21 protein-coding genes and 1 pseudogene are annotated in these 22,094 nt (G+C 46.5%); 16 read left to right on the forward strand and 6 right to left on the reverse strand.

The window, feature by feature from the left end:
• Window positions 1-260 precede the first annotated feature (260 nt).
• The 7 genes from urtA (at window position 261) to EXW96_RS10205 (ending at window position 7,132) form a co-directional block, all read left to right on the forward strand.
• Window positions 261-1,538 carry an urea ABC transporter substrate-binding protein gene (gene urtA / locus EXW96_RS10175; protein ID WP_174350511.1) on the forward strand — a complete coding sequence of 426 codons (1,278 nt, stop codon included), beginning with the start codon at window positions 261-263 and terminating at the stop codon, window positions 1,536-1,538.
• Window positions 1,539-1,698: 160 nt separating this feature from the next.
• Window positions 1,699-2,604 (forward strand): urea ABC transporter permease subunit UrtB, encoded by a 906-nt coding sequence (gene urtB / locus EXW96_RS10180; RefSeq protein ID WP_062406679.1) that lies wholly within the window; start codon window positions 1,699-1,701, stop codon window positions 2,602-2,604.
• Window positions 2,605-2,658: 54 nt separating this feature from the next.
• Window positions 2,659-3,777 carry an urea ABC transporter permease subunit UrtC gene (gene urtC, locus EXW96_RS10185; protein ID WP_062406677.1) on the forward strand — a complete coding sequence of 373 codons (1,119 nt, stop codon included), beginning with the start codon at window positions 2,659-2,661 and terminating at the stop codon, window positions 3,775-3,777.
• A gap of 7 nt (window positions 3,778-3,784) precedes the next feature.
• Window positions 3,785-4,582: an urea ABC transporter ATP-binding protein UrtD gene (gene urtD / locus EXW96_RS10190; protein WP_062406675.1), complete on the forward strand. Its 798-nt coding sequence runs from the start codon at window positions 3,785-3,787 to the stop codon at window positions 4,580-4,582.
• Window positions 4,575-5,294, forward strand: a complete 720-nt coding sequence (gene urtE / locus EXW96_RS10195) for an urea ABC transporter ATP-binding subunit UrtE (protein ID WP_074727331.1) — start codon at window positions 4,575-4,577, stop codon at window positions 5,292-5,294. Before urtD ends, urtE begins: the two co-directional genes overlap by 8 nt.
• A 451-nt stretch (window positions 5,295-5,745) precedes the next feature.
• Window positions 5,746-6,258, forward strand: a complete 513-nt coding sequence (gerQ, locus tag EXW96_RS10200) for a spore coat protein GerQ (RefSeq protein WP_074727332.1) — start codon at window positions 5,746-5,748, stop codon at window positions 6,256-6,258.
• A 268-nt stretch (window positions 6,259-6,526) separates the two neighbouring features.
• Window positions 6,527-7,132, forward strand: a complete 606-nt coding sequence (locus EXW96_RS10205; RefSeq protein ID WP_139170775.1) for a hypothetical protein — start codon at window positions 6,527-6,529, stop codon at window positions 7,130-7,132.
• A 620-nt stretch (window positions 7,133-7,752) separates the two neighbouring features.
• On the opposite strand, the gene hxlB is transcribed toward EXW96_RS10205, so the two are convergent.
• From hxlB to EXW96_RS10220, 3 genes are all read right to left on the reverse strand, one after another.
• A complete protein-coding gene (hxlB, locus tag EXW96_RS10210) occupies window positions 7,753-8,310 on the reverse strand; it encodes a 6-phospho-3-hexuloisomerase (RefSeq protein WP_054817166.1) in 558 nt (185 codons plus the stop codon).
• Between the two features lie 5 nt (window positions 8,311-8,315).
• The gene (gene hxlA / locus EXW96_RS10215) at window positions 8,316-8,951 is read right to left on the reverse strand and encodes a 3-hexulose-6-phosphate synthase (RefSeq protein ID WP_062406667.1); all 636 of its coding nucleotides are present in this window, start codon (window positions 8,949-8,951) and stop codon (window positions 8,316-8,318) included.
• Between the two features lie 67 nt (window positions 8,952-9,018).
• Window positions 9,019-9,579, reverse strand: coding sequence for a DJ-1/PfpI family protein (locus EXW96_RS10220; protein ID WP_062406664.1), 561 nt, complete (start codon window positions 9,577-9,579; stop codon window positions 9,019-9,021).
• A gap of 128 nt (window positions 9,580-9,707) precedes the next feature.
• On the opposite strand from EXW96_RS10220, the gene EXW96_RS10225 reads away from it, so the two are divergent.
• Complete coding sequence (locus tag EXW96_RS10225; protein WP_054820334.1) at window positions 9,708-10,103, forward strand: winged helix-turn-helix transcriptional regulator; 396 nt, start codon at window positions 9,708-9,710, stop codon at window positions 10,101-10,103.
• A gap of 67 nt (window positions 10,104-10,170) precedes the next feature.
• Here the strand turns inward: EXW96_RS10225 and gnd are convergent, their stop codons facing one another.
• From gnd to hxlA (EXW96_RS10240), 3 genes are all read right to left on the reverse strand, one after another.
• Window positions 10,171-11,082 (reverse strand): phosphogluconate dehydrogenase (NAD(+)-dependent, decarboxylating), encoded by a 912-nt coding sequence (gene gnd, locus EXW96_RS10230; protein ID WP_074727334.1) that lies wholly within the window; start codon window positions 11,080-11,082, stop codon window positions 10,171-10,173.
• 41 nt (window positions 11,083-11,123) lie between these two features.
• Entirely contained in the window at window positions 11,124-12,623 is a 1,500-nt protein-coding gene (gene zwf, locus EXW96_RS10235) for a glucose-6-phosphate dehydrogenase (protein ID WP_174350512.1), read from the reverse strand.
• Between the two features lie 162 nt (window positions 12,624-12,785).
• Window positions 12,786-13,418 carry a 3-hexulose-6-phosphate synthase gene (gene hxlA / locus EXW96_RS10240; RefSeq protein WP_062406658.1) on the reverse strand — a complete coding sequence of 211 codons (633 nt, stop codon included), beginning with the start codon at window positions 13,416-13,418 and terminating at the stop codon, window positions 12,786-12,788.
• Window positions 13,419-13,833: 415 nt separating this feature from the next.
• Between hxlA (EXW96_RS10240) and EXW96_RS10245 the strand changes: the two genes are divergently transcribed.
• From EXW96_RS10245 to msrA (EXW96_RS10280), 8 genes and pseudogenes are all read left to right on the forward strand, one after another.
• Entirely contained in the window at window positions 13,834-14,460 is a 627-nt protein-coding gene (locus tag EXW96_RS10245; RefSeq protein ID WP_174350513.1) for a TetR/AcrR family transcriptional regulator, read from the forward strand.
• Window positions 14,461-14,482: 22 nt separating this feature from the next.
• Window positions 14,483-14,746, forward strand: a pseudogene (msrA, locus tag EXW96_RS10250) (peptide-methionine (S)-S-oxide reductase MsrA); the annotation flags it as partial.
• 186 nt (window positions 14,747-14,932) lie between these two features.
• Window positions 14,933-16,150, forward strand: coding sequence for a hypothetical protein (locus tag EXW96_RS10255; protein WP_254611336.1), 1,218 nt, complete (start codon window positions 14,933-14,935; stop codon window positions 16,148-16,150).
• Window positions 16,151-16,195: 45 nt separating this feature from the next.
• Window positions 16,196-18,640 (forward strand): hypothetical protein, encoded by a 2,445-nt coding sequence (locus EXW96_RS10260; RefSeq protein ID WP_074730198.1) that lies wholly within the window; start codon window positions 16,196-16,198, stop codon window positions 18,638-18,640.
• Window positions 18,641-18,651: 11 nt separating this feature from the next.
• The gene (locus EXW96_RS10265) at window positions 18,652-18,819 is read left to right on the forward strand and encodes a hypothetical protein (protein ID WP_174350514.1); all 168 of its coding nucleotides are present in this window, start codon (window positions 18,652-18,654) and stop codon (window positions 18,817-18,819) included.
• On the forward strand, window positions 18,816-20,300 hold the full coding sequence (locus tag EXW96_RS10270) for a hypothetical protein (protein WP_174350515.1): 1,485 nt from the start codon (window positions 18,816-18,818) through the stop codon (window positions 20,298-20,300). Before EXW96_RS10265 ends, EXW96_RS10270 begins: the two co-directional genes overlap by 4 nt.
• Entirely contained in the window at window positions 20,272-20,988 is a 717-nt protein-coding gene (locus tag EXW96_RS10275; RefSeq protein ID WP_074730199.1) for a hypothetical protein, read from the forward strand. The genes EXW96_RS10270 and EXW96_RS10275 overlap by 29 nt, the downstream gene beginning before the upstream one ends.
• Before the next feature lie 7 nt (window positions 20,989-20,995).
• Window positions 20,996-21,982 carry a peptide-methionine (S)-S-oxide reductase MsrA gene (msrA, locus tag EXW96_RS10280; protein ID WP_302848203.1) on the forward strand — a complete coding sequence of 329 codons (987 nt, stop codon included), beginning with the start codon at window positions 20,996-20,998 and terminating at the stop codon, window positions 21,980-21,982.
• The last annotated feature ends 112 nt before the right edge of the window (window positions 21,983-22,094 follow it).

Below are 22,094 nucleotides of genomic sequence, written 5' to 3' on the forward strand. Positions count from 1 at the left end.
TCTCAATAGGTTTATTATATTCGCGATTTGTGCGAGTGTAAATATTTTATGTAAATTTTTATTACATAAATCCAGAATGAAAATATGTATTTTACCTTTTTTTTACTTGAATTGAAATATAAAATCTTACATTATCGGCTTATTCACAGCAAAAATTTTAATAACCTCAAAATTATGTTATTTATATTGACACTCAAATGACATTTGAATATGATTAGGCATGTAGCTCACAAAATCCAAAATTTGGGGGAGTGAATCAAATGAAACCAATTCAGAAAAGTTTATCAGTTCTCATGACCGTCAGTCTCTCGCTCGCTGTATTGTTAGCTGGCTGCGCCTCGGGGTCCGCTCCGGCGACAGCCCCGGACTCCGGAACCGCACCCGGAACCAGCTCGGAAGCCCCTAAGGATAGCGGCGACAACACCGTTCCCGTAGGCGTGCTTCACTCCTTGACAGGTACCATGTCCATCAGTGAAGTATCCGTTCGCGACTCTACAATCATGGCGATCGAGGAAATTAATCAGGCGGGCGGCGTGCTGGGCAAGCAGCTCAAACCCATCGTGGAAGATGGAGCATCCGACTGGCCGACATTCGCCGAGAAAACGAAGAAATTGCTGCAGAAGGATAAAGCCGTCGTCATCTTCGGCGGTTGGACATCGGCCAGCCGCAAGGCGGTTCTTCCCGTTGTGGAGCAAAATAAAGGACTTTTCTTCTATCCGGTTCAATATGAGGGCCTGGAGGCATCCCCTAATATTTTCTACACCGGAGCGACGACGAACCAACAAATTGTACCGGCGGTTACGTGGCTGCTGCAGAACAAAGGCAAGAAGTTCTTCCTGCTCGGCTCCGACTATGTCTTTCCGAGAACGGCTAACAAAATCATCAAGGAACAGCTGAAGGCGGAGGGCGGCACGCTGATCGCAGAAGAATACACGCCACTCGGACATACCGATTACAATACGATCATCAGCAAAATCAAGAAGGATAAGCCGGACGTTGTATTCAACACATTGAACGGCGACAGCAACGTGGCCTTCTTCAAACAGCTGAAAGACGCGGGCATTACCGCCCAGGACCTAACCACGTTGTCTGTCAGCGTGGCCGAAGAAGAAATCCGCGGCATCGGAGCCTCCGTGCTCGAGGGCCATTACGCGGCGTGGAATTATTTTCAAACCACGAATACCCCCGAGAATACCAAATTCGTGGAAGCATACAAAGCCAAATACGGCAATGACCGCGTAACGGGCGACCCAATCGAGGCAGGCTATTTCGGCGTCTATCTTTGGGCCGAAGCCGTGAAGAAAGCCGGGTCCTTCCAGGCGGATAAAGTCAGGGAAGCGGCCAAAGGACTTGAGTTCAACGCTCCGGGCGGTAAAGTAAAGATCGACGGCGACAATCAGCATGTCTACAAAACGGTGCGCATCGGTCAAATCCAGGCGGACGGACAGTTCAAAGAGGTGTGGAACTCCGGGCAACCGGTCAAGCCGGATCCGTTCCTTACCACCTACCCATGGGGAGCGGAAGTGACGAAGAAATAAAAACCTCCAACGGTAATCATTCTAAAATGAACGTCCCTATTTCATATTTCTCCGAATCCAAATTCCGCTTTTCTGTTGTTTTAACGATATCGGGGACTGCCTGAAGGCAGTCCTCTGTTTTCCGACATACACTCCTTGTCAAGGAAAGGGAGGTTATTCCATGAGCTTGCTCCTGCTTCAATTGTTCAACGGCATTTCGCTCAGCTCCATTTTGCTTTTGATCGCACTCGGGCTTGCCATCACCTTCGGCTTGATGAACATCATCAACATGGCTCACGGCGAATTCATCATGATCGGCGCCTATATGGCCTATATGATTCAGCAGCTGTTCCAAAAAGCGCTGCCGCCTTCGGCTTTCGGCTATTATTTCGTGCTTTCGCTGTTTGTGGCTTTTGCCGTTGCGGCGGCCATCGGCTGGCTGCTCGAGAAAGCGCTGATCCGCTACCTGTACGGCCGTCCGCTCGACAGCCTGCTGGCGACATGGGGCGTCAGCCTTGTGCTGCAGCAGTTGGCCCGGACTATCTTCGGCGCCCCGAACGTTGCCGTGAAAGCCCCGGAGTGGCTCGAAGGCGGCCTTGCGCTCACCGCCGAATTGACCCTTCCTTATAAACGATTGTTTATTATCGGCCTCGTCATCGTTTGCATGACGGCAATATACCTTTACTTGTACCATACCCGGGGCGGCCGCAGCATGCAGGCCGTCATGCAGAACCGAAGCATGGCCTCCTGCCTCGGCATTTCAACCCAGCGGATCGACGGCCTCGGATTCGCCCTTGGCTCCGGCATGGCCGGTATCGCCGGCTGTGCACTGACCCTGCTCGGGCCGATCGGTCCTTCGATTGGGACCTATTACATCGTCGACGCTTTTATGGTCGTTGTTCTCGGGGGCATCGGCAAGCTGATCGGCACGGTGGCAGGAGCGCTCGGCATCGGAGTCCTGAGCACGGCATTCGAGTATACCACCAGCGCCACCCTCGGGAAGGTCATTGTGTTCACGCTGATTATTGCGTTCCTGCAGTGGAAGCCGTCCGGACTCGCCACCATGAAATCACGGGCGCTTGATTAATGCTGCGGCCCATAGGCCGCCCCCGCAACAAACCAAGCAAAGGAGTGCTGGACCATGACTTTGTTGTCCATCAGCAATACGAAAATAAAAATTGCCCTCAGTCTCGTCTTACTTGCCGTCATGCTGCTTTCGCCTATGTTTTTATCGGAATTCCGGCTCGGGCTGCTGGGTAAATTTCTCGCCTTCGCCATTCTGGCCATGGGGCTTGACCTGATCTGGGGCTATACGGGCATTCTCAGCCTGGGACACGGCGTATATTTCGGACTCGGCGCCTATGGCATGGCGATGCATCTGAAGCTCGCCGCCTCCCAGGGCGGGCTGCCGGATTTTATGTCGTGGAGCGGCGTTGAAACACTTCCGTGGTTTTGGGTGCCGTTTCAATCCGCAGGCGCGGCGGTAGCGCTGGCTTTGATCGTGCCGATGGCGGTCGCCTTCGTGCTCGGTTACCTCACGTTCCGCAATCGGATCCGCGGTGCTTTTTTCTCCATTTTGTCCCAAGCGCTTGTGATCATCACCGTCACTCTATTCGTCGGTCAACAGGGATGGATCGGCGGAACGAACGGGTTGACCGGCTTCGATACCTTCTTGGGGCTGAAGCTCGGCGAGTCTTCCACGAAGCTTGCGCTCTACTATGTCACGGTAGTCGTTCTGGGCCTCACGCTGCTGCTCTGCCTGTGGCTCGCCGGGAGCCGCCTCGGCAAAATATTGGTTGCCGTGCGCGATGCCGAGAACCGCGTCCGCTTCATCGGCTACAATCCCGTAGCCTATAAAGTGTTCATATACTGCGTCTCCGCAGGGCTGGCCGGGCTGGCAGGGATGCTGTTCATCCTGCAGGAAGGCATCATCTCTCCGGCACAGATGGGCATCGTTCCCTCCATCGAAATGGTCCTCTGGGTAGCGGTCGGCGGCCGTGCCACCATCTACGGAGCCGTCATCGGAGCTATCGCCGCCAATGCCGCCAAAACGACGTTCAGCGAAGCTTATCCGGAATGGTGGCCGATTATAATGGGGGCCATGTTTATCGTCGTTACCCTTTTCCTGCCCAAAGGTATTGTCGGAACCCTCAAGGATTTGTTTGAAAAATGGGGCCGGAGCAGACAGGCACTCGCGCCAACAGCAGCCGTTCCCGCTCCCGGACCGCTGGGCTACACCGAACTCGAAAAACCGCAATAAGGAGGTAATGGCGATGCCGTATAACGAAACTTCACCCAGAATAAACGCACGGACTCCGATTATCCGCGTGGAGGAGCTGGAGGTCAGCTTTGACGGATTCAAAGCCATTCGCGGACTGAACTTTTCTCTTGAAGCCGGTGAGCTCCGGTTTTTGATAGGCCCTAATGGCGCCGGCAAAACGACGCTTCTCGACGTGCTCTGCGGCAAGGTTAAACCGTCCAAAGGCAAGGTGCTGTTCAAAGGACAAACCGATTTGTCCAAATACCAGGAGCACCAAATCGCTCAGCTGGGCATCGGCAGGAAGTTTCAAGCTCCTTCGATCTTCGGGACGCTGACAGTGGAGGAAAATATGCTGTTGTCCATGCGCCAGAAGCGCGGTCTGCTCAGTACGCTGCTCGCGAAGACGACAAAGGAGCAGCGCTCCAGGCTTCAGCAGGATCTGGAGATGATCGGTCTGGCGGGCAAGGCTAAAGATAAGGCAGGCTCGCTCTCTCACGGTGAAAAGCAGTGGCTCGAGATTGGCATGCTGCTCATTCAGGAGCCGGAGCTGCTGCTTCTCGACGAGCCGGCGGCCGGCATGACCGACAGCGAGACGGAAAAAACCGGCGAGCTGCTGCACCGCATCAACAGCCGTCAAACCGTGGTCGTGGTGGAGCACGACATGGAATTCGTGCGCCGATTCGCCAAAACGGTGACCGTCATGCATGAAGGTACCGTACTTCGCGAAGGATCGATGCAGGATATTCAGGAAGACGATAAAGTGGCCGAAGTTTATCTGGGAAAGCGGGGCGAACGGCATGATTGAAGCTGACGGGAAATTGGAGCTGACAGGCCTTGAAGCCGGGTATGGCGAAAGCATGATCCTGCGGGATGTGTCGCTGAAAGTAGAGCCCGGCCAGGTCGTGTGTCTTATGGGACGCAACGGCGTAGGCAAAACGACACTGATGAAAACGATCATGGGCCTAATCAAGCCGAAGAAGGGAACGATCCGCTACGCCGGACACGATTATACGTCCCGATCGCCGGATCGCCGTGCGCGGGCGGGAATCGGTTATGTTCCGCAGGGCCGGGACATCTTCCCGCAGCTCACCGTAGAGCAAAATCTCCTGCTGGGACTGGAGGCCGCGAGCGCCAAGGTACGTAAAGCGGGCATTCCGGAATCGGTATATGAGAAATTCCCTGTGCTGAAGGAAATGCTGTACCGCAAAGGCGGGGACCTGAGCGGCGGTCAGCAGCAGCAGTTGTCCATCGCCCGCGCGCTCGTTTCCGAGCCGAAGCTTCTCCTGCTTGACGAACCGATGGAAGGCATCCAGCCGTCCATCGTGCTGGATATCGAATGCGTAATCGAATCGATTAAGGACGACAAGCAGATGGCTGTACTGCTGGTCGAACAAAGCCTGACATTCGCAACAAGCATCGCCGACTATTGCTATGTGCTGGATAAGGGCACCATCGTCGCCGAGGGAAGCTCCGATACGCTTAGTGAGGAGCAGGTGCGCAGGCACCTGGCCGTATGAACCGCGGGAAGATTTGACCCGCGGGTCTTTTTTATCCCTTGCTCATTGTTGGCGCCATCATCTGCCGGCGGCTTATGTCTCAATCAAGCGGGAGGGGTAACGGACTGATGGTCCGCTGCTCCTCCTTGCTTTTTGGATTTATCAAAACAATCCTTATCATGTGTCACCAAACTACAGCCTACTCCATACAATGGATTGTGCATGAGCCTAAGCCCGCGAAGCAAGAAGTAATCCCACTCCGATATGGCTGTTCTGCAACGAAAATCAGCCGGACGCCCGTTACCTTTATTCCTTCCCGTTAGGCCAGTTCCAGGTAATGAAGTCCGCCCGCCACTGACGGGCCTGTTTCGGGAACGATTGCTTCTTCCCCTTTCGGGGCTGGTGTCTGTCTATGATTTAGCATGAATCCAGCAGCAAAGCTGCGAGCATCTGAAGGAGGTTTTATTCAACTATGTACAGCAATCCTAATAAAACAGGTGTAAGTCCCTATGGCGGTTACGGCATTCCGAACTACGGTCCCGCTCCTGCGGCGGTACAGCCTAACGTCCAGCCATTGCTGCAGGCGAACGTTCCGGCGGCCACACTTGGCGTTCAGCAATGGAGTCAGCCCAACGTTCAAGCCGGGGGACTGATTTCTCCGTTGGGCGCGCCGTCCGCCGCACCTATAGGAGCACCGGGGTCTATGGGGCAGCTCCCGCTCGAGCAATCTTTCATCGAGAATATATTGCGCCTGAATCTTGGCAAAATCGGTACGTTCTACATGACTTACGAGAACAACTCTCAATGGAACGCCAAAATCTTCAAGGGCAGAATTGAAGCGGCCGGCCGTGACCACATCATTATCAGCGATCCACAGACGGGAACGCGCTATCTGCTTCTGATGGTCAACCTCGATTATGTTACCTTCGACGAGGAGCTTCAGTATACTTATCCGTACACGGCACCTGCACCTTCGGCCCGATAAACCGGAGCCAGGGGATTGTCCCATAAGTCGTTATGACTGCGGGGCGGTCCCCTGGCTGTTTGGTTTGGGCATAAGAAAAAACCGTTCTTCTTATAATATAGCTCCAATGGAGACTTCTTCACACAAGTACTAACCGGCGTTGGCCCGGGTCTTCGTTTCCTGTCCCGATGATTCAGGCAGCTTCTTTTTTTTAAAAACTAAATCTATATCCCTATCAAAACAATGAGCCGATTCATATCCTACACTATCAAATAAAGGAGGCATAAATATGAAAAATCGAAAATTAGGCAAAGGGGCAATCCAACTAAGCTCCATAAGCGGCAAGAGAAAGAAAATCAAAAAGCGTAGAAATACAAGCGATGCTCACGGTACTCGAGTAATTCGAAAAACCAAAGGGGCTCATAATTACAAAAAAAGTAAGCGAAAGTCGCATGGCATTCATAACTCCCAAGGCTCCCAAGGTATACAGGACGTCGAATACGGTTATCAGGGTACTCCAGGCTATCAAGACTCCAATCGTACCCGGGGTGCCCACGGCACGCAGGGGGTTCAAGGAGGAAGGAGCACACGCGACTTTCACGGCTCCCAAGGTCCGCAAAGCAACCAGGACGTTTATTACGGCTATCAGGGCATTCCAGGATACCAAGGCACGCGAAACAATCAGGATGGATATTACGGTTACCCGGCCAATCCGGGCTCCCAAGGTCCACAGAACACTCAGGACGTCTATTACGGCTACCAAGGCACTCCTGGCTACCAGGGCGCTCCTGGCTATCAAGACTCCCGCCGTACCCAAGGCACTTCAGGCACCCACCGTACCCGAGGTGCCCGGGGTACCCGCAGCACTCAAGGCGTTCAGCGTAACAAAGGCTAGACATTATAAGGTTGTGGAGTCGGCGCAGAGGGCGCTTTCTCATCAGAGGCTGCCATTAGGCTGAATTTCAGCACAGCAGCCGGCGTTGAGGCGTGAACCGGGGATCGTGCGACCAGTACAGCTGTGCACGAAAGTGCAGATCCGGATAAGAGCCTGGCCATTGGCCAGGTTTTTCATAACTTATAAACAGGAGAAGTTACCGCTGGAGCTGCCTGTTCGGCATATCGTTATTCAGACCATATGCTTAACGTCAATTCCTTAAACCGGGATGCTACCGTCTCCGCAGGGGAGAACATCAGCCCGGCTGGATCGCCACCGAAAAAATAACATGGGGGACAGGCATAAGGGAATGAATATTATGCACAACAATGTGAATACCGTGATGGATGAAGATGTTATCGATACCCCTGTCATCCAGCAAAATCTTCGCAGAATCACAACGGATCTAACGGATAATTAACGGCTCCATCAAATCGTTATCCATAACCACATGTTGGCCGTGCTCGGACACATTATCCTTCCCCTTCATGCTTCCGGGGATATGAAAAAAACTGTACCGGCCCCAAACCGCCGGTACAGTTCAATATGGGATTTACGATATAGTCCAGTAAAAAAAATGCCTACTCCAGATTGGCATGTCGGCCAAACATGGTTCCGGAGTCCAATCCCTTCTTCTCCATCAGCTTCAATATGACGGCATCGCAAAATAATAACAGCGTCTGCTCGAATAAAGCTCCCATCGGCTGGATGGTGATGTAGCCCCCGTCCGACCGGTCTTTGGGCGAACCCGGCAATTTCACGATGATATCCGATAAAGTCCCGATGGTCGAATCCGGGGAAATCGTGATCGTCGCGACGGTTCCCTCCAGGCTTTTGGCTTTCTGAGCCATAGGCACCAAGCTTTTCGTCTCTCCCGAACCGGAACCGATGATGAACAGGTCCCCTTTTTCCAGGTTGGGAGTTACGGTTTCGCCAACGACATAAGCTTCAAAGCCCATTTGCATCAGCCGCATCGCGAAGGACTTCATCATCAGTCCGGACCGGCCTGCTCCAGCCACGAAAATTTTCCTGGATTCAAGGATTCCTTTCGACAGCTTTTCCGCTTGTTCATCGGCGATAAGGTTTACCGAACGCTCCAACTCTTGAATGATCTTGGCAAAATACTGCGTCGTTTGCATAATGCTTATGCACCTTGCTTGATCAATTTTTGCATTTCGGCTGCTGCCGCCTTTTTATCTTCTTGTCCGGTAATCCCGCCGCCTACAATAACCAGATCCGGCTGCGCTTTGATCACTTCCGGCAATGTGCTCAGCTTGATGCCGCCTGCAATCGCCGTTTTGGCGTTTTTGACCACACGCTTGATTTTCTTCAGGTCTTCAAAGGAGTTTTGTCCGACGGCCTGAAGATCGTACCCTGTGTGTACGCAAATGTAGTCTACGCCCATAGCGTCGAGTTCTTTGGCGCGTCCTTCGATGTCTTTAATGCCGATCATGTCGACCAGGATTTGTTTCTTTTGTTTTCTCGCCTCTTCTACAGCACCCTTGATGCTCATATCTTCAGCTGCCGCCAGTACCGTAATGATGTCTGCGCCCGCCTCGGAAGCTTTCATCACTTCATATCCGGCTGCATCCATAATTTTCAGGTCGGCCAATACCGTCAAGGAAGGGAAGGCTTCCTTGATTTCTTTTACCGCTCTTAATCCTTCATTGATCACAACCGGCGTACCGATTTCTACAATATCGATATGCTCCTGCACTTCGGCTACCAGCTGCTTTGCTCCAGGAATATCTACCAGGTCCAATGCTAATTGTAATTTCATTTTTCTTCTCTCCTCTAACCATTTTGTTTTTTAATTTTCATGGCAGCTATAATATATTATTTTGCCCTTAGTTCGCTGCATTAACCTGCTTAATGAATTCCTTCATCAGCTGCGGAAGATCGTTCCAGGCATGACCGGAAACCAGATTGCGGTCAACGTGGAAACGCGTCTCGATATATTTTGCACCCGCTGCTTCCACTTCCGGACGGCAAGCGAAGTAGGCTGTCATTTCGCGGCCTTTAATCTCATCGGCGATAACGGATAACGCCTGGCTGGCATGGCACAGAATCATAATCGGTTTATCCTGCTTGAAGAAGTGGCTTGCGATCCGGGCAAAATCTTTATGAAGGCGAATATGCTCGGGAGCTCGTCCGCCCGGAATGATCAAGGCATCGAATTCTTCCGGATTAATGTTCTCGAATGAAGCGTGAGCCTCAATATTGTATCCTTTTTTCTCGGTAAAGGTTTGCCAGTCTTCAAAATCGTGAACTACCGTAGCCAGTACTTTTTTATCTGTAGGGGAAGCGATGACCACCTCGTATCCCTCTTCCAAACAGCGATAATAAGGATAGTATACTTCTAATGCTTCTACAGCATCTCCAGTTAAAATCAATACTTTTTTGGACATTTGTTTCACTCTCCTTTATCATAATAACTACAATGTACATTTTATATCGCGGGAAGAGATTAAAGAAGAATGCACTTTTTTGTGCGCTGGTTACAAAAAAGTTACTATTAAAAGATTAGGAGAATACGATGTCGGATCTAAGAAAAGAAATTTTAGATAAAATCAATAACGGCGATTTCAATTGCGAAAAAGAATTAACTTTGGCGATTATCAGCGGAAAGTGGAAAATCACCATCCTCTGGCATTTGGGAAGAGAGGGCGCTCACCGCTTCAGCGAGCTTCAAAGACTTTTCCCAAAAATTACGCATAAAATGCTGACGAGCCAGCTGAAGGAATTGATCGATGACGGAATTGTCCATCGCGAGGTGTTTCCTGAAGTGCCTCCAAGAGTAGAATACTCGATGACCGAGCTTGGGATGACGCTGATGCCGATTATTGAAATGATGTATGAATGGGGCAAAAAGAGAATCAAGGATATCCAAAATTCAGAGCATATCATCAGGTCTTCCGGCTCATCCAACTGAAAAAAGTTGACCGGCCCCCAAGGGTCCGGTCAACTTTTTCTCAGATTGGCATCCATGATCCATTCATTTATGCCTGTACAGGGACTTTGCTTTTTTCCACGGCGTGCCCGCCAAACTCATTTCTTAAAGCAGCCACCACTTTGCCTGTAAAGGTATCTTGATCCAAGGAGCGGTAGCGCATCAATAAAGACATGGCAATGACCGGCGTGGCTGTCTGAAGATCCAGGGCTTCCTCCACCGTCCACTTCCCTTCTCCGGAGGAATGCATCACACCCTTAATCTCATCCAGCCTGGCATCCTTCGAAAATGCGCGTTCGGTCAATTCCATTAGCCATGACCGGATCACGGACCCGTGATTCCATACTCTGGCCACCTGCTCATAATCAAAGTCGAACCCGCTTTTCTCAAGGACTTCGAAGCCTTCTCCGATGGCCGCCATCATTCCGTATTCAATCCCGTTATGGACCATTTTCAGATAATGGCCGCTGCCGGCTTTGCCAGCATACAGGTACCCGTTTTCCACTGCAGTATCACGGAAGACCGGCTCCACCACGCGCCATGCTTCAGGGTCGCCACCAACCATATAGCATGCCCCATGACGGGCTCCTTCCATTCCTCCGGAAGTCCCGGCATCCATAAAATAGATTCCGGCTTGCTTCAGCTGATTGTATCGGCGGATGGATTCCTTATAGTGTGAATTTCCCGCCTCGATGACAATATCGCCTTTGGTCAAAAACGGTGTAAGCTCATCCAGTACGGAGTCCACCACGGCATGAGGAACCATGATCCAGATGATCCTTGGCAGCTGTAATGAATGAACGAGCTGCTCCAGGCTTTCCGCACCTTGAGCACCATATGCTTGAAGCTTTTTTACGGCATCTGTATTCAAATCGAACGCCACGACTTCATGTTTGCGGTCGATCAGATTTTGACCCAAATTGAATCCCATTTTACCTAAACCGACTAATCCGATTTTCATGCGATTCCTACCTCCTGTCTTAGCTTTCCCTATTCGCGTAATTATATTGCAGCCAGCTTATACAACTCCCGGGCTTCCGGTGTTTCGTCATGCCACCAGTGAAATCCCTGCTCTTCCAATAGAGCATCAGCCATGGCCGGACCAAACGAACCGGCAGGATAAACATGAAGCGGCAGGAGATTTTCTTCGAAGGCCTCGACAAGGGGCTGAACCCATTTCCATGCCAATTCGACCTCTTCCCAGTGGGCGAAAAACGTCGCATCGCCTTTCAAAGCATCGAATAAAAGCAGTTCATACGCTTCCGGCATCTGATCGGACGGCACCGAGAAATCCAAGGTGACCGGCTCCATCCGTCCGTTTTTCAATGGATTCCTGCCGTTGAGCTGCAGCGTAATTTTTTCATCCGGATTGATTTGAATTGTCAACAGGTTAGGCATCCGGTCTGCATCCGCGTTCTGTTCCTTTAATCTGTCTTTGAACTCAAGGACGATCCGTGTAGACTTTTCCTTCATGCGTTTTCCCGTCCGAATATAAATGGGGACGTCCTTCCAGAAAAATTCGTCAATCCATAACCGGGCGGCGACAAATGTATCGGTCATCGAGGCGGCATCCACTCCGGGTTCATCCCGATAGGCAGGGACGGCTTGACCGTGAATTTCCCCCGCTCCATACTGACCGCGCACTACGTGCCGGGCCGCCTCCGTTTTGCATATCGGCCGGAGAGACTTCAACAGGCTGCTCTTTTGCTTACGGACATTTTGTTCCGTGACGGGAGTCGGCAGATGCATAGCCGTCATCATCAGCAGCTGCAGCATGTGATTTTGAAACATATCCCGGATCGCTCCGGCGCCTTCATAGTAACCGGCCCTCTCCTCTACACCCACCGTTTCGCTGGCGGTAATCTGAATATTGGCAATGTATTGATTGCTCCAAAGCGCCTTCAGAACAGGATTCGCCGGAATTAGGGTTTCCAGGTTCTGAACCATTGGCTTGCCGAGGTAATGATCGATGCGATAAATTTCGTCTTCCTCAAAAGCCTGATTCAGCTTGGCGTTCAGCTTCCGGGCCGACGGCAAATCATGTCCGAACGGTTTCTCGATAATAAGACGTTTCCAGCCTCTGCCGCTCCCCAAGCCGCTCTCCTTGATATTCAAGGCGATCACGTCAAAAAATTCGGGCGCAACCGACAGATAGAACATCCGGTTCTCCGGAATGTTGAGCTCCTTTTCTCTTTCTTCAATCCGCTTAAGCAGTTTCCGGTATCCCTCCGGTTTCGTCACATCCATATCCAAATAACGGAAGTTCCGGAGAAATGGCTCTACCTGGGAGCGGTCTTCAGGCTTACGCCTTGAAAAAGTGTGCAGCGATTGTTCGACATAGGCCTGAAATTCCTCATCCGACAACGGCTTGCGTCCCAGGTTAATGACCGAAAAAGCTTGCGGCAGCTTTTGCTCCAGAAACAGGTTGTACAGCGCCGGGAATAATTTTCTTTTGGCCAAATCACCGGTCGAACCAAACAACACAAAGGTCATGGCATCCATGGATTTCACCTTCTTTTTTCTGATTTTCGTGTAAAAAACAGCTTTCCGGGCCATTTCTTGTTTCGGAAAAATAAGTCCTCACTATAGTAAGCGAGGACTAAGATCATGTTTCAGCCTTGCGTATGGAGTCTGTAACCCATCCGCTTGAACAGAAGCCGGCGATTAAGCCTGTTTGATCAATGCTTGCATTTCGGCTGCTGCCGCTTTTTTATCTTCTTGTCCGGTAATCCCGCCGCCTACAATAACCAGATCCGGCTGCGCTTTGATCACTTCCGGCAATGTGCTCAGCTTGATGCCGCCTGCAATCGCCGTTTTGGCGTTTTTGACCACACGCTTGATTTTCTTCAGGTCTTCAAAGGAGTTTTGTCCGACGGCCTGAAGATCGTACCCAGTGTGTACGCAAATGTAGTCTACGCCCATAGCGTCGAGTTCTTTGGCGCGTCCTTCGATGTCTTTAATGCCGATCATGTCGACCAGGATTTGTTTCTTTTGCTTTCTCGCCTCTTCTACAGCGCCTTTGATGCTCATATCTTCAGCTGCCGCAAGCACCGTAATGATGTCTGCGCCCGCCTCGGATGCTTTCATCACTTCATATCCGGCTGCATCCATAATTTTCAGGTCGGCCAATACCGTCAAGGAAGGGAAGGCTTCCTTGATTTCTTTTACCGCTCTTAATCCTTCATTGATCACAACCGGCGTACCGATTTCTACAATATCGATATGCTCCTGCACTTCGGCTACCAGCTGCTTTGCTCCAGGAATATCTACCAGGTCCAATGCTAATTGTAACTTCATTTCTGCTTCTCTCCTTATGTCTATATAATTTTTGGTTTGTAAGCCAAAACAAGATAAGATGGCGAATCTGTTCATTTGCAGCCCCGGCCAGGAACCATAATGCCTTGTCTTTATTGAAGACAGCTTTATTGTAGGTCCGTTCTTTCAAAAAAGGAAGTACGCACTTTTAAGTAGTGAAGTAACAAATAGGATACTTTTGGCCTATAACAGCAGTTCTCCATGCCTTGGCAAAATCTGCGGGGCTTTATTACCGCAGAGCCTTGGCCCGTCATTTCGGCTTGTACCCGCTTGACATATGAGTCTTCAATACTTATGATACAACTATCATTGTTACCGATCAGTAACATCCTAAATGGTGGCCTCATTGAACCGTTTCGGATATTTGGAAAGCCCAGCGGCGCAGGAGACATGTTGAATGACAAACCTCAATGCAAAAAAGCCGAAACCGGCCTTCTCAAAAAGAAAACGAGTGCCGAGCGCTCAAGCCCAGGAATATATCCTTCAGGCCGCCGGTGAGCTGTTCTACAAAGAAGGCATCCGTGCGGTAAGTGTGGATTCTGTTGTGGAACAGGCAGGCATGAATAAAATGACCCTTTATCGTCAATTTTCCTCCAAAAATGAACTGATTCTGGCCTATTTGGACAGGCAAAGCAAGCAGTTTTGGGAGGAATGGGAAGCAAGCCTTGCGAAGCATCCTCATCAGCCAAGACGTCAAATCATTCAATTGTTTACGGATTTGGCCGATAAATCATCCGTTATCGGTTATCGCGGGTGCTGTTTCAGCCATATCGCCACAGAATTTCCCGATCCTGAGCATCCCGCCCGCCAATTGGTTTTTGCTCACAAAAAGGCAGTTATTCAGAAGCTCGTGGAGTTAACAAAAGCGATGAATGCACCCGATCCGGAGATTTTAGCCCATTCACTGGCCCTTTGGATCGAGGGTGCTTACGCGGCCAGCCAAACCTTCGGGGCCGACAGCGACACCATCCGGATGCTTCCCGTCATCGTAGAGAAGCTGCTGGATGAAGCCGCACCACATTAACGATGAAAGAAGATGAGAACATATGACTGGTGTAAACAACCAACTGGAGTTAGCGACATTTGCAGGCGGCTGCTTCTGGTGTATGGTCAAGCCGTTTGACGAACAGCCGGGCATTGTCAAGATCGTGTCGGGCTATACAGGCGGTCATGTAGAGTACCCGACCTATGAGGAAGTATGTTCGAATACGACGGGGCACTATGAGGCTGTCCAAATTACATTCGATCCAACGCTCTTTCCCTACGAACGGTTACTGGAGCTGTTCTGGCAGCAGATCGATCCCACAGATGTATCGGCATAAACATGCACATATTGTTGATGTACAAAATAATATTAAAAAAGCAAGGAAATCTATTGATCTATCAATGAATTTTGAGAGATTGATAGATTTTTTTCTTTTAAATGATTGTACATATTGTTCTCTTGGATTAAGATGGAATTATTATAGATCATATTGTTGGGTGTGAGCGAATTTATGTACACAAATGTAGTGCCTATTGAAGAGACCCAAAGATTTAAGTTTGCGGTGGACACTGTTTGGATAGATTGGTTTACGAAAAAAAATGGCGAACAAGTTAAAAAGCAAATGGCGATCATCTGCCTTCGTGATGTGGAAAAAAACGCGGATATTGTACACCCTATAACCGACTACATATTATCTCAATATAAATCGAAATCGTATAACACTCAGAGGAAGCATGCCAAGAATGTCACCATGTTTCTTAACCATATTCTCTTGAATAAAAGAACCTTTCATATCAAATCGTTAATGGATTTAAAACTTTCACACGGGACACGATTCTTAAATTATTTAACGGAGGAAGGCAGACAACTTGGAACAGTGAAGGATGCTGAACGTACTCTTACCAATTTCTATGTTTGGCTTGCTAAGAACAATATCACTCCCCATATATTATTGTCTAACTTTCCCAAGAAACCGACTTATCACGGAACTTTCTATTATGAGTCCCCGTTTGATGCTATCTATCCATCTCGTTCAGCGTCGAATGTAGAGCATGTTTTTCCGCTTGCTTACATTCCCCTGTTATTTGAAATAGCTATCTGTGTTACACCCAGAATTGTTTTGGGCCTATATTTCCAACTATTCGGAGGATTAAGGGTCGGCGAAGTTGTTAATTTAAAAAGAGCGAGTTTGCAAAGAAAGTTGGCAACCGGCGATCTTCTGATTAAGATTGAAACCAATTCATTCAGAACGAACATCAAGGATTCATCGGGATCAAACTATGTTAAAAAGCCACGACCGCAAAGAATTTATCAAATTAAGGATTGGCTCGATCAATTACTCCAGGATCACTTGGAGATGTATAAACCTAACGATGGTTCCGGCGCGCTATTTGTAAACAAAAATGGGAGTGCGATGACCGGTAGAAGCTATAGACAGTATTTCGATAAGTTAAAAAGAACTTTCATCCAATATTTAAGACAGTATGGTGGGTCTGAGGATAAAATCCTCGCGAATCATTTAAGCACTACAAGCTGGTCAACGCATATTGGTCGAGGCACATTTACCAATATGCTCGCTGAACATGCGGAAAGTCCATTAGATGTGGCCTTTCCAAGAGGGGATAAAAGCTTGGAATCCTCGTTGGCATACATGTCTAAGACTGAAAGAATGAGGAAAAAATCGAGGCTAAGTTGGCTTATATGCATGAATATTATGTCCCCCGGTTGATTGAACGGAACAAAAATAATACCAATAAACAATAGGAGTTCTGGTATGAGCGTTGATACTTCGAAATATTTACCTTTCATGGAATTTTGTAAACAAATTCCGATTTCATATTCTAGAGCTCGCAAGTGGTTAAAAAACGGGGTTATCACGGATAACGATTATATTTTTGTAAGCCATAGATGTTACATCAAAATTGATTCTATCCCTAAGATAAGGGAACGATCAGGTTATAAGGATGTAGATTTAACCGGATACATTAGCCTACCAGAAACGGTAAAGATTTTTAAGAGAGTTAGGCCAGAAACAAACCACCACAATGTCAGTTATTGGATCAGTGCAAACAAGTTAACGAAAGTCCTGAAGTGGGGGAATAAAATTTACTTGGAGGAAGAAGAAGTCATAACATTTTCAAAAGAATTAACTTATATAGGCGATCCTCGCTATATTACTGGTGTAGAAATTGTTAATGAATACCCCTTTTCTGATAAGGGGCTTAAAAGCCTATGTGATCCATTCTTCCCGGGAGCCAAGGTGTTAACCGGTGGGGGCTCTCGAATTTTAATACCACGCGAAGAATGGGAAGCTTTTATAAGTACCCATGATATTGTGAAATGCGGGAAGTCATGGATTAGACCAAAGCATACCCTGACTGTTCTTGAGCTGACCAAAAGATTGAAGAAAACGAGAAAAGTAGTGAAGAAACTTCTCGAAAACAATGAATTTCCTAATATGATTGTATACAAAAAATATGGAACATTCATACCGATACAGGACGTAGAAGCATACGAGAAGCGACAAGAACGACCTGCTTATACCAAAGATATAGCTATTCGAGAATTTACCAAGGCGATAATTGCTTCTTCATCTCAACACCTTAAGGAAACGGTCAGATTATTTCTAGATTTTGGCCACAAGAAAATTATTGCATGTAAAAGCAGTAGCCCGGAACGAATAAAGGATTTGGCAGAAAACTCATTACCAAAAACTTTTGTAACTTTAATTCTGCAGTCCCGAAGGGAAATTTACGAACTATCTAGTGAGGAGCTACAAACAATCTTAAATTCCAGCAATGCTCCGATGCGTTCAAATGACTTCTTTGTACAGTTTCTGAGGTACTGTTATGCCAATAAAGATATTAAGCCGGAAAAAGACCTTTACATTGTCCCAAATAAACCGAAATCTGATGATGGGAAAGAGATCTACTCTCCAGAGATATACCATGAATTTTATGTGTATGTTCAGGACATCCAAAATCATTTACCAAGGGCCATCAATAGTGCGTATTATGCCAACATGTGGCTTTATACCATCATGCATCTTTCCGACGTATGGAGAGCTTCTGACATCGTTAACCATTTACCCTCATTGGAATTGGATGGTCTTGGTATTGGTGATTTTGCTTGGTTTGAAAAAAACAGGCTGACTATTCGCCAATGCCAGATACTTGTACACCAAGTACATTTGAAAACAAAATCCAAAGTGACTGGAAAAACAGGTGCCTTACTTTCATTCTTCGTCCCTCCGGATTTATTGGAATGTATGGCAACATCAATGGTTTTATCTGAATTACATAGAAGGATGTCCAAGAATAAAAATAATAGTCATATTCTGTTATCAACTTTCAAAGAAGGTCGAACAATTAGTACGGTTCCAAAGAAATTTCACTTACGTTTTTTTGAAGAAAGACCTCATTTAAAGGTATTCAGAAGCTTGATGATGAATCGATCCACCATGACATATCTTTTTTACGGAATCACGGAGGAGAATAATAAGGACTCGGATCTGGCACTTGAGCTCATCCAGCATGTACGATCCCATACAGACCAGAATACAAGCGCAATTTATGTCAAAGCAACGAATAAAGATGGTACTATAAATAGGGTATCCTATAATCTGTGCAGGCGGGGACATTTTGGATGGCTCTACAATTATATGATTATGGCCGCTGCACAGTCATTCGATGGCAGACAGACATTAGAAGATCGGACACAAGCCATTGAACTGTTAAGAAAGGACATATCGCTATGGCAAACAGAAAGATGGGCCGAATTTTTTAATACCGTTCGTCACAGAAGAAAAACGATTATGCAGATGCTTTATCGCCTTTCAAGGGAAGACCTTATTAAGATTATCGTTCAAGTATATATGGGGAAAATGCCATCTAAATCAGATTGCGGTCAATGTCTTGCGCACCCTAAATGCTCATACCCGAGAAGATCAACTTGCTTTGGCTGCGAATGGTTTATACCTCAGTATTTTATATTAATAGAAGCAAACAATGAAATAGAACGGCTTATTAAATCAATTAAAGAATGCGAGTACAGCGCTTTAATTGATCGGGATACGGGATATATCCTGCATCTTCTTGATATCATTGAGCAAGCCATAGAATATTTAGGTGATGAATTTGTTATGCAATTTTTGAATTTACCAGCGCTGGAAACGCAACTTGAAGAGATTGCCCATCTTATTTCTTCCGAGAAAATATAATGGTGGTATTTATGCAAATACGAAGAACTGTCAATACTTTGGGAAATCATAGATTAGATGTTGTTGAGGATATTCAATTCCATGACTATAAGAGGAAAGATTATGAAGAAGCTTTTTATAATTTGAAAGAGGCAGGATATCTTGTCGCTGATTCCTTTGATGATATTTGTGGAAAATGACATCGGAAAGTGCTGACCGTTATTTTTCAATGAAGTTTGGTCTTGAAGTATATCGAGAACTTAATCTGGCTCTAAAAGGATTTATATTGATTCGCCGAATAAGCGGAAAATCACCAAGAACATGCAAAAGAGAATGTAATCTGCTGAAAGCTATAATCCTCAAGACTCAGAACTTTACAGATTTGAATGAACTCGAGAAATTTTTACATTCAACCTCAAAACCGAACGCTTGGTACATGGCCTGTACACTTCAAAATTTTATAAATTTCCACCCAATTAAAGATGCTGAAAAGATTATTGAAATATGCAATCTTATCACGAGGGCCCATCACGATAACAGGGACTTGCCCGATTTTGAAGAAGTGCTCCAGTTTGACGATATAATCAATGACTTCTTTGAACAAGCATGGAATCAGGAACACTTCCCCTTTTTGCCAATATTATTATGGTGGCGAATCACGAATGTGATCCCGATGAGACCAAACGAGTTTTTTCAGATTAAATTTGGCTGCCTTCAGGAGGCCGAGCATTCTCTTTGGTTAACCGTCCCTAGAATTAAGAACAAAAGTACCGATATAAACGAAGTTATTGAGTGGGAATCGATACAAATCGATCACAATATTTTTGAAAGTATTCGATCGTATAAACAGGTTCTGTTAAACTTGCTTGGATATGAGCCCGTTTATTTGTTTCCGTTGGAATATTATCAAAAATATCGAAAAAGACAGGTAAATATGGACGCAAAAAGATTCAATGATGTCCGTTTTTCTTACTTGCTCAAGGAATTTTATAGGGATGTCGTTGAGAGTAAGTTTGAATATCGGCCGGCAAGAGAAATCAAACCTGGTGACACGAAGCATTTTGCTATTATTAATATGGTGCTTCAAGGTTTTAATATGCTATCTGTCGCAAGAATGGCCCATCATGAGCAAATTGAATCTCAAGAGAACTATTTTTATCACGCTGCTCATTTTGCAGACTCTTTTGTTTATCATCTTGCCCGAAAAAGAATGGAAAATAAGATTGCAGAAAAGATGCCAGAAGGATTTCTGGGAAAAAGGAGAACAGCAGTAGATAAAGGAAAAATTTATACTTTGGAAGAACTGGGTGGTAAAAAGAAGATTCCGTATGGCTTTTGTGGAGATGAGTCAAACGATTTCCCAATACATTGTGTTCCGGATTGCAGGGATTGTGAACACTATATATTTAAACCGGCAGTAAACGAAATAAATACGGCAATTTCTTGGCTAGAGAGTCAAAGCTCGATTCTTGATGCAGAAATAAAGACAACGTTACGTTGCATGAAAGAAATAAACCATTCATTAATACAGATTCAAGAAGAGGTTCACAGGATAAAATATGAGGAATCGTATCAATCTTTCTCGAAAAATTTATTGGATTTAATGGATCGAAAAGCGATGGTGGATTCAAGGATAATGGAGTTGGATTGGAATGACGAAGAAGATACAACGGACAAATAATCAAGGCGATAGCCGAAAACGCGGCAGGAAGTCGGATTACAGCGACATGGAACTAAAAAAAATGGCCGTTCAAATAAAAAATGATTTAAAGGGTGCAAAGCTAACGTATAAAGATTTGGAAAGAAGGACCGGAATTGGAAGAAACACATGGAGTCGCAGAATACCGGATACCATAGATGAGTTGAATCGACCCATTCTTCGATCATCTGAAAACAGCGAAATAGATGCTATTTATTTTCCAAACATTTACCAACTATTTCAAGTGCATGGGAAAGATTATAACAAGATTATTTATGAGCTAGAACATTTTCAAGATACTTTTTATCAAATGTATAAAGAAAAGGAGGATTATAAGCAAAAGCTTGAAAAACTAAGCCAATATGAGACAAAATTGAAGGAGCAGGAAGAACAGATTCGCATCCTGAAAATCCAGAAAGAACACTATGAAAAGCAGTACAAGAATATACTTGTTACGAGCGCCTTTCCTCATTTGCGTGAGGAAAACGGGATTAAAAATAACCTTTTGGATTTTAACGCTCATATTGAGAAGCATTCAAATCTGGATGATTTGAAATCACTATTTATTACCAATGATAAGAATACAATTCCGGAAGCTAATGCAACAAATGAACATTTTGAACGGCTCAAGAAAAGAAATAAACGGCTGTTTAATAAGAAGGAAAAATAAGGAGGAAATTTCTGTGACAGAGAGCAAATTGGAGAAAGCTACGTTCGCGGGCGGATGTTTTTGGTGTATGGTTCAACCTTTTGAAGAGTTGCCCGGAATCGTGAAGATCGTTTCAGGCTACACCGGTGGCCACAAGGAAAATCCGACCTATGAAGAGGTTTGTTCGGAAACTACGGGGCATACCGAAGCTGTGCAAATTACATTTGATCCCGAATTATTCCCATATGAGAAGTTATTGCAAATCTATTGGCAACAAATTGATCCTACCGATTCAGGCGGGCAATTTTTTGACCGTGGCTCATCGTACAGAACTGCAATCTTTTATCATACAGATGAACAGAAAAGGCTGGCGGAGGCTTCAAAAAAAGCACTTGAGGAAAGTGGGCGGTTTAATAAACCAATCGTTACCGAAATTGTACCTGCTGCAAGGTTTTATCCCGCGGAGGATTATCACCAGGATTACCATAAGAAGAATTCCTACCGGTACAAAATGTATCGTCAAGGTTCGGGAAGGGATACATTTCTAAAGGAACATTGGAGGCTTCATAAAAATGAACAACAATTAAGAAATAGCCTCTCTCCTGTTCAATTTGAAGTGACTCAAAACAATGCAACAGAGCCACCTTTTCGAAACGAATATTGGAATCATAAGGAGGAAGGCATTTATGTCGATATTGTATCTGGTGAGCCGTTATTCAGTTCTTTAGATAAATTCGATTCGGGTTGCGGCTGGCCGAGTTTTACAAAACCATTACGTCACTCCAATATTACAGAACATCTTGATACCAGCCATGGTATGATTCGTACCGAGGTGCGAAGCAGAAACGGAGATTCCCATCTGGGGCATGTCTTCGAAGACGGTCCTAGGGACAAAGGCGGATTACGTTATTGCATCAATTCAGCGGCACTTCGTTTTATTCCTAAGGAAAAATTGGAAACGGAAGGATACGGAGAATACGCTCACTTGTTTGACATTACGTCTTCAAACGAATAACACAAATGAACTCTATCCGCGGGAGTGTAAATATTTTTGTGTAAGTTATCCTAACGTTAAAATCGTACTTACTATTAACACTACACAGCAGGATAGGGCTATACTGGAAAGA

The sequence above is a fragment of the Paenibacillus sp. JMULE4 genome, from assembly GCF_013337105.1.
GTDB classification, from domain to species: Bacteria; Bacillota; Bacilli; order Paenibacillales; family NBRC-103111; genus Paenibacillus_G; species Paenibacillus_G naphthalenovorans.